Source organism: Streptomyces sp. NBC_00637 (assembly GCF_045161545.1).
In the GTDB taxonomy this organism is placed as follows: Bacteria; Actinomycetota; Actinomycetes; order Streptomycetales; family Streptomycetaceae; genus Streptomyces.
Window position 1 is genome coordinate 1667656 of the sequence record NZ_CP109046.1, and the last position, 14237, is coordinate 1681892.

At 73.8% G+C, this 14237-nt stretch carries 13 protein-coding genes and 1 riboswitch; of the genes, 9 read left to right on the forward strand and 4 right to left on the reverse strand.

All coding sequences use genetic code 11. The features are described from left to right. Positions 1-21: 21 nt before the first annotated feature. Entirely contained in the window at positions 22-819 is a 798-nt protein-coding gene (locus OG440_RS07200) for an IclR family transcriptional regulator (RefSeq protein ID WP_406005988.1), read from the forward strand. Between the two features lie 73 nt (positions 820-892). Here the strand turns inward: OG440_RS07200 and OG440_RS07205 are convergent, their stop codons facing one another. Further along, positions 893-1180, reverse strand: a complete 288-nt coding sequence (locus OG440_RS07205) for a DUF5955 family protein (protein ID WP_406005989.1) — start codon at positions 1178-1180, stop codon at positions 893-895. 218 nt (positions 1181-1398) lie between these two features. On the opposite strand from OG440_RS07205, the gene OG440_RS07210 reads away from it, so the two are divergent. After that, positions 1399-2010 carry an NTP transferase domain-containing protein gene (locus OG440_RS07210; RefSeq protein ID WP_406005990.1) on the forward strand — a complete coding sequence of 204 codons (612 nt, stop codon included), beginning with the start codon at positions 1399-1401 and terminating at the stop codon, positions 2008-2010. A gap of 183 nt (positions 2011-2193) precedes the next feature. Continuing rightward, the gene (gene aceB / locus OG440_RS07215; protein WP_406005991.1) at positions 2194-3828 is read left to right on the forward strand and encodes a malate synthase A; all 1635 of its coding nucleotides are present in this window, start codon (positions 2194-2196) and stop codon (positions 3826-3828) included. 28 nt (positions 3829-3856) lie between these two features. On the opposite strand, the gene OG440_RS07220 is transcribed toward aceB, so the two are convergent. After that, positions 3857-4144 carry a SelT/SelW/SelH family protein gene (locus OG440_RS07220; RefSeq protein ID WP_406005992.1) on the reverse strand — a complete coding sequence of 96 codons (288 nt, stop codon included), beginning with the start codon at positions 4142-4144 and terminating at the stop codon, positions 3857-3859. Next, positions 4141-5055: a HipA family kinase gene (locus OG440_RS07225; protein WP_406005993.1), complete on the reverse strand. Its 915-nt coding sequence runs from the start codon at positions 5053-5055 to the stop codon at positions 4141-4143. Before OG440_RS07225 ends, OG440_RS07220 begins: the two co-directional genes overlap by 4 nt. A gap of 158 nt (positions 5056-5213) precedes the next feature. Then, a riboswitch (cobalamin riboswitch) is annotated at positions 5214-5339 on the forward strand. 60 nt (positions 5340-5399) lie between these two features. On the opposite strand from OG440_RS07225, the gene OG440_RS07230 reads away from it, so the two are divergent. The 3 genes from OG440_RS07230 to OG440_RS07240 are packed head-to-tail and all read left to right on the forward strand — an operon-like array spanning position 5400 to position 8385. Continuing rightward, positions 5400-6494, forward strand: coding sequence for an ABC transporter substrate-binding protein (locus OG440_RS07230; protein ID WP_406005994.1), 1095 nt, complete (start codon positions 5400-5402; stop codon positions 6492-6494). Next, entirely contained in the window at positions 6491-7540 is a 1050-nt protein-coding gene (locus OG440_RS07235; protein ID WP_406005995.1) for a FecCD family ABC transporter permease, read from the forward strand. Before OG440_RS07230 ends, OG440_RS07235 begins: the two co-directional genes overlap by 4 nt. Then, on the forward strand, positions 7537-8385 hold the full coding sequence (locus OG440_RS07240) for an ABC transporter ATP-binding protein (protein WP_406005996.1): 849 nt from the start codon (positions 7537-7539) through the stop codon (positions 8383-8385). Before OG440_RS07235 ends, OG440_RS07240 begins: the two co-directional genes overlap by 4 nt. Before the next feature lie 19 nt (positions 8386-8404). Here the strand turns inward: OG440_RS07240 and OG440_RS07245 are convergent, their stop codons facing one another. Next, complete coding sequence (locus OG440_RS07245) at positions 8405-9160, reverse strand: cobalt-precorrin-6A reductase (RefSeq protein WP_406005997.1); 756 nt, start codon at positions 9158-9160, stop codon at positions 8405-8407. A gap of 207 nt (positions 9161-9367) precedes the next feature. Here OG440_RS07245 and OG440_RS07250 point away from each other — a divergent pair, with 207 nt between their 5' ends. From OG440_RS07250 to OG440_RS07260, 3 genes are all read left to right on the forward strand, one after another. Next, a complete protein-coding gene (locus OG440_RS07250) occupies positions 9368-11128 on the forward strand; it encodes an ABC transporter ATP-binding protein (protein ID WP_406005998.1) in 1761 nt (586 codons plus the stop codon). A 59-nt stretch (positions 11129-11187) separates the two neighbouring features. Continuing rightward, positions 11188-12993: an ABC transporter ATP-binding protein gene (locus OG440_RS07255; protein ID WP_406011287.1), complete on the forward strand. Its 1806-nt coding sequence runs from the start codon at positions 11188-11190 to the stop codon at positions 12991-12993. Between the two features lie 132 nt (positions 12994-13125). After that, on the forward strand, positions 13126-14196 hold the full coding sequence (locus OG440_RS07260) for an iron-siderophore ABC transporter substrate-binding protein (RefSeq protein WP_406005999.1): 1071 nt from the start codon (positions 13126-13128) through the stop codon (positions 14194-14196). Positions 14197-14237: the final 41 nt, after the last annotated feature.

Here is a 14237-nt window from a genome sequence, read left to right on the forward strand (position 1 = left end):
CAGTTTCGAAAGGAACGCGCCGTGCCGACGTCCAGCGCCAGCACCACCGACTCCGCCAAGTCCGCCGGCGGCGGGGTCCAGTCCCTCGAGCGCGCCTTCGATCTCCTCGAGCGGATGGCGGACGCGGGCGGCGAGGTCGGCCTGAGCGAGCTGTCCGCGAGCAGCGGGCTGCCCCTGCCCACCATCCACCGCCTGATGCGCACGCTGGTGGTCTGCGGTTACGTCCGTCAGCAGCCCAACCGGCGCTACGCGCTGGGCCCCCGGCTGATCCGGCTCGGCGAGTCCGCCGCCCGGCTGCTGGGCACCTGGGCCCGCCCGTACCTGGCCCGCCTGGTCGAGGAGACCGGCGAGACGGCCAACATGGCGCTGCTCGACGGTGACGAGATCGTGTACGTGGCGCAGGTGCCGTCCAAGCACTCGATGCGGATGTTCACCGAGGTCGGCCGCCGTGTCCTGCCGCACTCCACCGGCGTCGGCAAGGCGCTGCTCGCGGGGTTCCCGGACGACGAGGTGCGCGCCCTGCTCGCCCGCACCGGCATGCCCGCCGCCACGGACAAGACGCTCACCACCCCCGACGGCTTCCTCGCGGCCCTGACGGACGTACGGAACACCGGCTACGCGGTCGACGACAACGAGCAGGAGATCGGCGTGCGCTGCCTGGCGGTGCCGGTGCCGGACTCCCCGACCCCGGCGGCCATCTCCATCTCCGGCCCGGCGGGCCGCGTCACGGAGGCGGCCACGGAGAAGATCGTGCCCGTGCTGCGGCAGGTCGCGGTGGAACTCTCGCAGGCGCTGACGAGTTCCGGGCCGGCGGTCTGAGACCTGCCGGCCGGATCACGCGGCGAGGGCGGGAGGGCGCGCGCGTCCGCCGTGTCGCCGTGACCGCCGGACCTCAGCGTCCCGGCGCGCGCCCGAACAGTTCCACGGCCTGGCGCACCTCCGACAGACTCCGGGCCAATGCGCTCACCGAGCCGATCGCGCCCGCGATCAGCAGCAAGGAACGGCGTAACCGGGGGACTTCGGGGATGCCGTGGGTCACCATGGCGGCGAGCGCGGCGAGTTCGTCCTCGGCGATCGCGCGGTCCGGGAACTCGACCGGATACGTGGCGAGCTCCCGGCGCAGCCGGGACACCGCGGTCCGCAGTCCCGCCACCCTCGGATCCTCGTAGCTGCCGGTCACTGCCCTCTGCCTCAAGCTTCGCAACACAGCTCTCCCCCCGCGCGCTCCGCTGAGCGCGCGTGCGCGCCCACCCGCCCCGCAGCCCCTCCCGTGCCGGCCGGGCACCGGAGGACGCGCGGGTCAGTAAACGCCACCCGATGCGGCGCGCGCCACTGCGCGGACCGAAATTCAGCCCCACGAAACCGCACGGCCGACGCCACGTCAGGTATGCAGGACGCATGACGCAAAAGGAAGACCCCGCCGCGCACCAGGTGGCCGGTCTGCTGCTCGCGGCCGGCGGGGGCCGCCGGCTAGGCGGACGCCCCAAGGCGCTGCTCGAACACCGGGGGCGGCCGCTCGTCGAACACGCGGTGGAGGTGCTGCGTACGGCAGGCTGCGCGCGGGTTCACGTGGTGCTCGGGGCCGCCGCCGACGCCGTACGCGAGCGGGCGCGGCTCGACGGGTGCGTGCTGGTACCGAACCCGGAGTGGGAGCAGGGCATGGGTACGTCGCTGCGGGCCGGGCTCGGCTCGCTCGCCGGGACCGGGACGCGCGCCGCGCTGGTCCTGCTCGTCGACCAGCCCGGCATCGGGCCGCGGGCCGTGGCCCGGGTGCTGGCCGCGTGCGAGGGTGAGTCCTCGCTGGTCTGCGCCGCCTACGACGGCGTACGGGGCCATCCCGTCCTGCTGGGGGCCGCCCACTGGGCGGGCGTGGCGGCGACCGCCACCGGCGATCGGGGGGCACGCGCCTATCTCGGGGAGCACGAGGAGGCGATCACCCTCGTCGAGTGCGCGGACGTGGCCCGCCCCTTCGACATCGACACCCCGCAGGATCTCGCGCACCTCGAGTGAGGGACCTGGCACGGTGCGCCACCTTGCCTCGACGCGGAGAGTCTCGACATCAACAAATCATTGAAGTTCCACGATGAGGAAACTAGTATCCACTGATCAGAAGGGCTCGGTCCGCCCGGGACCCCGCCCGCCGTACCCGGTTCGACTGGCACCCGGTGCCACCGCTGAAGGAAGTGACCGCTCATGTCCGCACCAGCGCCGTCCCCGCTGGCCATCGTCGACGCCGAGCCCCTCCCCCGGCAGGAGGAGGTCCTCACCGAGGCGGCGCTCGCCTTCGTGGCCGAACTGCACCGGCGGTTCACCCCGCGCCGGGACGAACTCCTCGCCCGGCGCGCGGAGCGCCGCGCCGAGATCGCCCGCACCTCCACCCTGGACTTCCTCCCGGAGACCGCCGCGATCCGCGCCGACGACTCCTGGCGGGTGGCCCCCTCCCCCGCGGCGCTGGACGACCGCCGGGTCGAGATCACCGGTCCCACCGACCGCAAGATGACCATCAACGCCCTCAACTCAGGCGCCCGGGTCTGGCTCGCGGACTTCGAGGACGCCTCGGCGCCCACCTGGGAGAACGTGGTCCTCGGTCAGATCAACCTGGCCGACGCCTACACCCGCCGCATCGACTTCACGGATCCCGGGTCGGGCAAGTCGTACGCCCTGAAGGACGAGGGCGAGCTCGCCACGGTCGTCATGCGCCCGCGCGGCTGGCACCTGAACGAGCGTCACCTCGTCGACGCCGAAGGCCGTCAGGTCCCGGGCGCACTCGTCGACTTCGGGCTCTACTTCTTCCACAACGCCCGGCGTCTGCTCGACCTCGGCAAGGGCCCGTACTTCTACCTCCCGAAGACGGAGTCGCACCTGGAGGCCCGCCTCTGGAACGAGGTGTTCGTCTTCGCGCAGGACCATGTCGGCATCCCGCAGGGCACCGTCCGCGCCACCGTGCTCATCGAGACGATCACGGCCGCGTACGAGATGGACGAGATCCTCTACGAACTCCGCGACCACGCCTCCGGGTTGAACGCCGGCCGCTGGGACTATCTCTTCTCCATCGTGAAGAACTTCCGTGACGGCGGCGCCAAGTTCGTCCTCCCGGACCGCAACGCGGTGACGATGACCGCCCCGTTCATGCGGGCGTACACCGAACTCCTCGTGCGCACCTGCCACAAGCGCGGCGCGCACGCCATCGGCGGGATGGCGGCCTTCATCCCGTCCCGCCGCGACGAGGAGGTCAACAAGATCGCCTTCGAGAAGGTCAAGGCGGACAAGGACCGTGAGGCGAAGGACGGTTTCGACGGGTCGTGGGTGGCCCACCCGGACCTGGTGCCGATCGCCATGGCCTCCTTCGACGCCGTGCTCGGCGACCGGCCGAACCAGAAGGACCGGCTGCGCGAGGACGTCGACGTCAAGGCGGCCGACCTGATCGCCGTCGACTCCCTGGAGGCGAGGCCGACGTACCCGGGCCTGGTCAACGCCGTGCAGGTCGGCATCCGTTACATCGAGGCCTGGCTGCGCGGCCTGGGCGCGGTCGCCATCTTCAACCTGATGGAGGACGCGGCCACCGCCGAGATCTCCCGCTCGCAGATCTGGCAGTGGATCAACGCCGGAGTGGAGTTCGAGCACGACGGGACCACGGTGAAGGCCACGCCGGAGCTGGCCCGCGAGGTGGCGGCCCGGGAACTGGCGGCGATCCGCGCGGAGATCGGCGAGGAGGCCTTCGCGGCCGGCCACTGGCAGCAGGCGCACGACCTGCTGCTGACGGTCGCCCTCGACGAGGACTACGCGGACTTCCTCACCCTGCCCGCCTACGAGCAGCTGAGGGGCTGAGCACCGGCACCGGCACCGACCCGCACGCTCATCTCTCCGAGTGGCCCAGGGACTTCCCCGGGGCCACTCGGTCGCGTACGAGCTTCTTCACCGCCGTGGGCTCCGGGAAACCCTGTTCGCGGCGGTCCCAGACCACCTCGTCGTTCACCCGCACGACGAAGACGCCGCCCGTGCCGGGCTTCAGGGCGAGTTCCGTCAGCTCGGCCTCGAAGGTCGTGAGCAGCTCCTGCGCCAGCCAGGCCGCGCGCGGCAGCCAACGGCACTGGGTGCAGTACTCGATCTCGACCCGCGCGCTCGCGTCACTCGATCCGCTCATCCGAGGTGCACCGACCAATCCTGTTCCGCGGCCGGCCTGCCGTGCAGGTCGGGGACCCGCTTGAGCCAGTCGGGCCGTCCTTGCCGTGTTCGCGCCGCGCGCCGGGCCTCGTCGGCGGCGAGTTCCCGCGGGTCGGGGAAGTCGGTGGGCAGCCAGGCCGCGGAGGCCCGCACGCGCGCGTGGAGGTGGCGCACATACGCCTCGCGGACCGCGTCCGGGGTCGCGAACCCCGCTTCGCCGGCCAGCCAGGCGTCCGGTACCTCCGCCACGATCCGGCGCAGCAGCTCCTCGGTCACCCGGGGCGCCAGCTCGGCGTCGGCCGCCCGGGTGTCCGGGGCATTGCGGCCGAGGGCGTGGTGACGGAAGTCGTAGGGCTTCCCGGGGTCGGCGCCGTCCCAGCGGTGGTGGAAGACGAGGGCGGCGCCGTGGTCGATGAGCCACAGCCGCGGCGGGACGGTGCCGAACGTCGGCCAGACCATCAGGTTGGAGCTGTGGACCGTCCGGTCGACGTTCACCGTCAGGGCGTCCAGCCAGACGATCCGCCCCGCCTCCAGCGGCTCCACCGGGAAGGCCTCCGCGACCTCCGGCGTGAAGTCCGCCGCGCCCGGCAGGAAGTCCATCCCGAGGTTGAGTCCCGCGCTCGCGGCGTGCAGGTCCCGTACCTCCTGGTGCGGTTCGTCCGCCGCGATCGCCGGGTCGAAGTGGACCAGGACCAGTTCGGGAAAGCGCAGCCCGAGCGCACGCGCCAGCTCGCCGACGATCACCTCGGCGACGAGCGCCTTGCGGCCCTGCGCGGAGCCCGTGAACTTCACGACGTAGGTGCCCAGGTCGTCGGCCTCGACGACGGCGGGCACCGAGCCGCCCGCTCGCAGCGGAGCGAGGTAGCGGGTCGCTGTGACCTCGGTCAACATGCCTGCCTCCCTCTGGCCCGGGTGAGCATAGTAACCAGGCGTGACGGTCGGCGAGAGGTCCGATCCCCGTACGAAACGGCCCGCGGGCGGCCCGGGTGGCGTGTGGTAGCTTGCCAAGGCCAGTCGAACCCATGTGCGCACGCAGGTGTGCACGGGTCAGGGAATCCGGTGCGAATCCGGAGCTGACGCGCAGCGGTGAGGGCGACGGGCGGGGTATCGGCCACTGGACGGCGTACGCGGTCCGGGAAGGCGCCTCGTCCGGGTGACCCCGAGTCCGAAGACCTGCTGGCGCCCCCGCTGCCGCAGGACGGCCGGGGGGAGCACCGTACGACCGGGCTTCGCGCATGAGCCCTCGACGCCGAAGGAACCCTGTGCCGTTCGCACGTGCCGTCCGCCCCGCCCGTCCCGCCGTCCTGTTCCTGGCCGGTGCCCTGCTGCTGACGGGCTGCGGCTCCACCGGTCCGGCGGCCGGTCCGGCGGGCACCTCCGCTTCGGCGGGCGGGAGCGAGGCCGCCGGCCGTCCGGTCGTTCTCGACAACTGCGGGCAGCGGGTCGCGGTCGACGGTCCGCCGCGGCGGGCCGTCTCCCTCGACCAGGGCACGACCGAGATCATGCTCTCCCTCGGGCTGGCCGACCGCATGGTGGGCACGGCCACCTGGACCGACCCGGTGGCCGAGGGCCTGGAGAAGGCGAACGCGAAGGTGAGGCGCCTCGCCGACAACGCCCCCTCCTTCGAGACGGTGCTGGACACCGAACCCGACTTCGTCGCCGCCTCGTTCGCCTCCACCCTCGGCAAGGGCGGGGTCGCGCCCCGCGAGGAGTTCGAGAAACTCGGCGTACCCACCTACCTCTCCCCCTCCGACTGCGTCGGCAAGGACAACAGCGGCGACGGCGACGGCGTCCGCACCGAGCCGCTGACCTTGGACGCGGTCTATGGCGAAGTCCGCGACCTGGCCGAGGTCTTCGGCGTCCGCGAGCGCGGCGAGCGGCTCGTCGCCGAACTGAGGAAGCGGGTGGCCGAGGCCACCGCCGGCCTCGACGCCCGGGGCGTGACCCTCATGTACTGGTTCGCCAACTCCCAGTCGCCGTATGCCGCGGGCTGCTGCGGCGCTCCGGGCATCGTCACGCACGAGCTCGGCGCGAAGAACGCCTTCGACGACACCGAGGAGGAGTGGCCCCAGGTCGACTGGGAGACCGTCGCCGACCGCGACCCCGACCTCCTCGTCCTCGGCGACCTGACCCGGCGCCGGCAGACGGCGGAGAGCGCGGCCGGGAAGATCGCGTTCCTGGAGTCGAACCCGGTCACCAGGAACATGAGCGCGGTGCGCGAGAAGCGGTACGTGCTGGTGTCCGGACAGTCCATGAACCCGACCATCAGGACCGTCGAGGGCATCGAGCGGGTGGCGGCGGCGCTGCGCGCTCACGGCCTCGCGAAATGACCGGCGCACCGGCGTCCACGGCGGCGGCCGTCGGCGGACCGCGCCGCGCGCTGCTGTGGGCGTCCGGTCTCGCGTCGCTGTGCGCCTCGGTCGCCGTGGCCATCACCATCGGTCCCGCGGACATCGCCGTCGGTGACGTGTGGTCCGCGGTCGCCGCCCATCTCGGGTGGGGACAGGCCGAGTTGACACCGCTGCGGGACGGCATCGTGTGGAACCTGCGGCTGCCGCGCACGCTGCTCGCCGCGGTGTGCGGCGCCGGCCTGGCGGTCTGCGGGGCCGTGATGCAGTCCCTGCTGCGCAACCCGCTCGCCGACCCCTTCGTCCTCGGGGTCTCCTCCGGCGCCTCGACCGGCGCGGTGCTGGTCGTCGTCCTCGGCGCGGGCGGCGGCCTTCTGTCGGTCTCCGGTGGCGCCTTCCTCGGCGCGCTGGTCTCCTTCGCGCTGGTGCTGCTGCTCAGCCACACCCTCGGCGGCACCACGGACCGGGTGGTCCTCGCCGGAGTCGCCGCCATGCAGCTGTTCTCCGCGCTGACCTCCTTCGTGGTGATGACGGCCGCCGACGCGGAGACGACCCGCGGCATCCTGTTCTGGCTGCTCGGCTCGCTCAGCGGCGCCGACTGGACGGACGTGAGCGTCGGCGCGGCCGCGCTGGTCGTGGCGCTGGTGGTCTGTCTGGGCCACGCCACGACGCTGGACGCGTTCGCCTTCGGGCAGGACGCGGCCCTCTCCCTCGGCGTCTCCGTGGCCCGCACCCGGCTGGTGCTGCTGTGCACCACCGCGCTGCTCACCGCCACCCTGGTGAGTTCGGCCGGGGCGATCGGCTTCGTCGGCCTGGTCCTCCCGCACGCCGCCCGCGCCCTCACCGGCCCCGGCCACACCCGGCTGCTGCCCGCCACCGCCCTGACCGGCGCGGTGTTCCTGGTCTGGGTCGACACCCTCGCCCGCACCGCGCTCGCCCCGCAGGAGGTGCCGGTGGGCGTGGTGACCTCCCTCATCGGCGTCCCGGCGTTCGTCGCCGTCCTGTACCGCGCGAAGGGCACCCGATGACCGGCCCCGAGGCGGCAGGTTCCGAGTCGGCCGGTTCCAAGTCGACCGGCTCCGGGACCCCCGGCCTTGAGGGGCTGCGTGCCGATAGGGTCACCCGCGCCGCCGGCGGCACCCTGATACTCGACGGGGTCAGTCTGACGCCCCGCCCCGGCGCCGTCACCGGCCTGCTCGGCCCGAACGGCTCGGGCAAGTCCACCCTGCTGCGCCTGCTCGCCGGCGTGCTCGCCCCGGACTCCGGCGTCGTCACCCTCGACGCGTGCCCGCTGCCCCGGATGAGCCGCCGCGCCCTCGCCCGGCGCGTCGCCGTCGTCGAGCAACAGAGCGACACCCAGCTCGCGTTGAGCGTCCTCGACGTCGTACGGCTGGGCAGGATCCCGCACCGGCGCGCCTGGGCCCCGGCCTCCGCCGCCGACGAGGAGGCCGTCCGCGCCGCGCTGGCCCGTACCGGGCTCGCCGACAAGGCCCACCGGCCCTGGCACTCCCTCTCCGGGGGCGAACGCCAGCGCGTCCAGATCGCCCGCGCCCTCGCCCAGGAACCCCGCGAGCTCCTCCTGGACGAGCCCACCAACCACCTGGACGTCCGGCACCAGCTCGCCCTGCTGGCCCTGATCACCGAACTCCGCGTCACCAGCGTCGTCGCGCTGCACGACCTCAACCTGGCCGCGATGTACTGCGACCGGCTCGTCGTCCTCAAGGAGGGTCGCGTGGTGGCCTGCGGCAGCCCGTACGAGGTCCTCACCGAGGCCCTCGTCGCCGACGTCTACGGCGTCCGGGCCGCCGTCACCGCCGACGGCCCCGACGGCCGCCCGCACATCCGCTTCCTGGGCGCCGTACCGTCCCTCTGACGCGGCGTCGGCCGGGTTCCTACCCTCGCCGCCGTTCCGTGCCCCTGAGCCATTCCAGGGCCTGTTCCGGCTCGGCCACGACCCGGACGCCCGCGGGGACCGGCGGTCTGCGCACCACGACCACGGGCAGCCCCGCCGCGCGGGCGGCGGTCAGTTTCGGGGCGGTGGCCGCTCCCCCGCTGTCCTTGGTCACGACGACGTCGACGCGGTGCCGGCGCAGCAGTTCGCGCTCCCCGGCGAGCGTGAAGGGCCCGCGGTCGAGCACCACCTCCATGCGGGACGGGACCGGCGCCTCGGGCGGGTCGACGGACCGTACGAGGAACCACAGGTCGTCCAGGTCGGCGAAGGCGGCCAGCCCCAGGCGCCCGGTGGTGAGGAACACCCGCCGGCCGAGCGAGGGCAGCAGCCCGGCGGCCTCCGCCAGGGAACCGGCCTCGTGCCAGACGTCGCCCGCCACCGGGACCCAGCCCGGGCGGCGCAGCGCGAGGAGCGGCACCCGGGCGTCGGCCGCGGCCCGCGCCGCGTTGCGGCCGATGACCGAGGCGAAGGGGTGGGTGGCGTCGACGAGCGCGTCGACCCGCCGCTCGCCCAGCCACGCCGCCAGTCCCTCGGCCCCGCCGAAGCCGCCCACGCGCACCTCGCCGGGCGGCAGCCGGGGCGCGGCCACCCGTCCGGCCAGGGAGGTCGTCACGCGCAGTCCGGGCACGGCGTCGGCCGCCAGGAGTTCGGCGAGGCGGCGGGCCTCGGTGGTCCCGCCCAGGATCAGTACGTGCACGAGGTCGGGTCCCTTCCGGATGCGAGGTCCGAGCGGCGCGGCCCGGTCGGCCGCGGCGCTTCACTGAAGCACACGGGCGCCGGCCCGGCCGGACCGGTGTCGCGTCCGGGAGTGCTCCGCGCGGCGCGGCGGCCGACAGGGCATTGACTCACGCGGCTCTACTTAGAGTAGCCTTGCCTAAGTTGACCGGTTTCCGGAGGGTGGCTGGTGAGATCAGGGGAACAGCCGGGGCGGGCCGTCCTGAGGCGCTCGGTCAGGGGCCAGGCGCGGCGCGTCGGCCTCGGGGCGGCACTCGGGTGTGTGCACCAACTGGGGGAAGCCCTGGTACCGGTGCTCATCGGTGTCGTCATCGACCAGGCCGTGGCCGGGCAGGACGCCGGGCGGCTCGCCCTCTGGCTGGCCGTCCTGGCCGTCATGTACGTGGCGCTGTCGTGGAGTTTCCGGCTGGGCGCGCGGGCCGGTGAACGCGGTGCCGAAGAGGCCGCGCACACCCTCCGCCTGGCGATCGTGCGCCGGGTGCTCGACGCCCGCGGCGGAGCCGAGGAGGGACGGCTGCCCGGCGAGCTGGCTAACGTCGCCACCGAGGACGCCAAGCGCGTCGGCGCGGTCAACATGGCCTTGATGAGCGGGATATGGGCGGTGGCGGGCATCACCGTCAGCGCCGTGTGGCTGCTGCTGACGTCCGTGCCGCTCGGACTGATCGTGCTGCTCGGCACGCCGGTGCTGCTGTGGCTGGGACATCTGCTGAGCAAGCCGCTGGAGCGTCGCAGCGAGGCCGAGCAGGACCGGGCCGCGCACGCCTCGGGAGTGGCCGCCGACCTGGTGGCCGGGCTTCGGGTGCTGAAGGGACTGGGCGCTCAGCAGGCGGCCGTCGAGCGGTACCGCCGGACCAGCCGGGCCTCCCTCGCGGCCACCCTGCGCGCGGCCCGCGCCGAGTCCTGGCAGACGGGACTCGTCCTGGCCCTGACCGGCGGCTTCATCGCGCTGATAGCGCTCGTCGGCGGACGACTCGCGCTCGAAGGCTCGCTCACCCTGGGGCAGTTGGTGTCCGCGGTGGGTCTCGCGCTGTTCCTGCTGGGGCCGTTGGAGACGTTCGCCTGGGTCAACGCCGAACTGGCGCAGGGCCGGGCCTCGGCCGCCCGGGTCGCGGAGGTCCTCGCCGCGGCACCCGCCGTGGTGGGCGGCGGGGATCCGGTGCCGGACCCGGTGCGCGGGGAGCTGCGACTGCGCGGGGTGCGGCTCGGCGGAACCGACGGTGTCGACCTCGACGTGCCGGCCGGACGGCTGACCGGGATCGCCGTGACGGATCCGGCCTCGGCCGAGGCCCTGTTGCGCTGCCTGGGCCGGGAGACCGACCCGGAGTCCGGGTCGGTCGAACTGGACGGCGTGCCGTTGACCCGGCTCGATCCGGCCGAACTGCGGGCGGCCGTGCTGGTGGCCGCCCATGACGCCGTGCTGTTCGACGGCTCGCTGGCCGCGAACGTGGCGCCGGGGACGGAGCCGTGGAGCGGCCCGGCAGCGGACGGGCCGCGGGACGGGACGGCGCAAGAGGCTCGGGACGGGGCGACGGATCCCCGGACGGAACGCGCCATGGCCGCCGCCCACGCCGACGAGGTGGCCCGTTCCCTGCCGCACGGCGTCGCGACCGGTGTCGGCGAGGGCGGCCGGTCCCTGTCGGGCGGTCAGCGTCAACGCGTCCTGCTGGCCCGCGCACTGCGGGCCGGGGCGCCCGTCCTGGTCGTGCACGACCCGACGACGGCCGTGGACGCGGTCACCGAGGCACGCGTCGCCGAGGGGCTGCGCGAGCTCCGGCGCGGCCGCACCACGGTCGTGGTGACCAACAGCCCGGCCCTGCTCGCCGTCGCCGACCGGGTGGTCCTCCTCGACGGCGGCCGGATCGGGGCCGAGGGCACCCACGCGGAACTCGTACGGGCCGACGCGATCTACCGGACGGCGGTGCTGACGTGACGACACCACCGGAGCGGGCGGAGGCGGGACAGGCGGAAGCCGGGCAGGCGGAGCCCCGCCTGGGGGACGACGCCCCTGCGGCGGGCGTCAGGACGGAAGCCGACCGGGCTCTGCTGCCGACGGCGAGTGCGTCCCGTACCCGGGCCGCGGTGCGTGAGCTGGTGCGGCCGCACCGGGGGACGGCCTGGGCCGGGTTCGGACTGATGGTGCTCGCCACCTCCGTCGGGCTGCTCACCCAGCCCCTGCTGGGCCACATCGTCGACGTGGTCACCGAGCGGCGGTCCCCCGACGCGCTCACCCTGCCGGTCGTCGCGCTGGCCGGGGTCGCCGTGGTCCAGGGCGTCACGACCGCGCTGGGCATGTCGCTGGTGTCCCGGCTCGGCGAGACCGTACTCGCCCGGCTGCGCGAACTGTTCGTGGAGCGTGCGCTCTCGCTGCCGCTGGAGCGGCTGGAGAAGGCGGGCTCCGGAGACCTCAACGCCCGGGTCACCCGGGACGTCTCGCGGGTCGCCGACGCGGTGCGCGGCGCCCTGCCCGAACTGGCGCGCTCGGCGCTGTCGATCGTGCTGACCCTGGGCGCCCTCGCCCTGCTGGACTGGCGGTTCCTGCTCGCCGCACTCGTCGCCCTGCCCGTACAGGCGCACACCGCGCGGTGGTACGTGCGCAACGCCGTGCCCCTGTACGCCAAGGAGCGCATCGCCACCGGGGCCCAGCAGCAGCAACTGCTGGACACCATAGGAGGGGCGCGGACCGTCCGGGCGTACCGGCTTCAGGCCGGGCACACCCGGCGGGTCACCGACCGCTCGCGGGCGTCGGTGGAACTGACGATGCGCGGGGTGCAGTTGGTGCTGCGCTTCTACAGCCGTCTGCACATCGCCGAGTACGCGGGCCTCGGCGCCGTCCTGGTCACCGGGTTCCTGCTGGTGCGCTCCCATTCCGCCTCGGTCGGCACCGCCACGGCCGCCGCGCTGTACTTCCACAGCCTGTTCGGGCCGGTGAACACCGCGCTCGTGCTGCTGGACGACGCCCAGTCGGCGACGGCGGGACTGGCCCGGCTGGTCGGGGTGGTGGACGAACCGGCGCCCGCGTTCGCCGAAGCCGCGGACGACCGTTCGACGGCCGCCGGCGCCCCGTCGGTGACACTGACAGCCGTCTCCCACGCGTATGTGGCCGGCCGTCCGGTACTGCACGGGGTCGACCTGGAGATCCGGCCCAAGGAACGGGTCGCGCTGGTCGGCACCACCGGGGCGGGCAAGACCACGCTCGCGAAGCTGGTGGCGGGACTGCACCGGCCGGGGAGCGGCCGCATCGACATCGGCGGCGTCGCACCGGACGAGTCCGGCCGCCTGGTGGGGCTCGTCACGCAGGAGGTGCACGTCTTCGCCGGACCGCTCGCCGACGACCTGCGACTGGCCCGCCCCGGGGCGGACGACGAGGAGCTGCGGGAGGCGCTGGCCACGGTGGGCGCCCTCGGCTGGGCCGAGGCACTGCCGGAGGGACTGGAGACGGTCGTCGGCGACGGCGGACACCGGCTCACCGCCGACCGCGCCCAGCAACTCGCGCTGGCCCGCCTGCTGTTGGCCGACCCGCCGGTCGTGGTCCTCGACGAGGCGACCGCGGAGGCGGGCAGTTCGGGCGCCCGCCAGCTCGACGAGGCCGCCGAACAGGCCCTGCGGGGCCGCACGGCGCTGGTCGTGGCGCACCGGCTCAGCCAGGCCGCCACCGCCGACCGGGTGGTCGTCCTCGGCGACGGCCGGGTCGTGGAGAGCGGCACGCACGACGAACTGCTCACCGCCGGCGGCGCGTACGCCACCCTGTGGCACGCCTGGTCCGGCAGCCGCTCCCCCACCCCGGACGGCCCCTGACGACCACGACAACACCCGCCCGCCTTTCCCTCTCCCGTCTTCCTCCCCTCCCCATCCCCTCCGCGCCTTCCCCCCGCCCCGGAACCGGCCACCCCCCGCCGAACGCACCGCGACGAACAGAAGGATCATCCGATGCCCCGCGCCACCAGAGCCTCACGGCTGTCCGGCCTGCTCGCCTCCGTAGTCCTGCTCGCCGTGGCGGCGGTCGGCTGCGGCGACTCCGACTCCGGTTCCCCGTCCTCCGACGCGAAGGGCACGGACTCCTCGTCCGCCGCCGGCGCGTTCCCCGTCACCCTCGACCACAAGTACGGCAGTACGACGATCGAGTCCGAGCCGCAGCGGATCGTCACCGTCGGCCTCACCGACCAGGACGCCGTCCTCGCGCTGGGCAAGGTGCCGGTCGGCACGACCGAGTGGCTCGGCGGCTACAAGGGCGCCGTCGGCCCGTGGGCCCGGGACAAGCTGGGCGGTGCGGCGGCGCCGACCGTCCTCACCGACACCGGTACCGGCCCGCAGGCGGAGAAGATCGCCGCCCTGAAGCCGGATCTCATCCTCGCCGTGTACTCGGGACTGACCAAGGCCCAGTACGAGAGCCTGTCGAAGTTCGCGCCCGTGGTCGCCCAGCCGAAGGCGTACAACGACTACGGCGTGCCGTGGCAGCAGCAGACCGAGGAGATCGGCAAGGCGCTGGGCAAGGAGACCGAGGCCAAGACGCTCGTGTCGGGCGTCGAGGGCAGGTTCGCGGCGGCCAAGAAGGCCAACCCGGCCTTCGCGGGGGCCACGGCCGTCATGGCGACCCCGTACGAGGGCACGTTCGTCTACGGCAGCCAGGACACCCGCTCCCGGATCCTGTCCGGCCTCGGCTTCTCGCTGCCGAAGGACCTCGACAAGGTGATCGGCGACACGTTCGGCGCCAACATCAGCAAGGAGCGCTTCGACCTGCTCGACCAGGACGTCGACGTGTGGATCGTGCCGGACCTCACCGCGGCGGTCGCCAAGCTGCACGGCGACAAGATCTACGCCGACCTGGACGTGGTGAAGGAGGGCCGTGAGGTCTTCATCCAGGAGACCGGCGACTACGGCAACGCGGTGTCGCTGTCGACCGTGCTGAGCCTGCCCTACGTCCTCGACCGCCTGGTACCGCAGCTCGCGGCGGCGGTGGACGGCAAGACGGCGACGAAGGTGGAGCAGCCGGCGTCCTGACCGGTCCCACGGCATGACGGAGGGGGCGGGCCCGCGCGGGC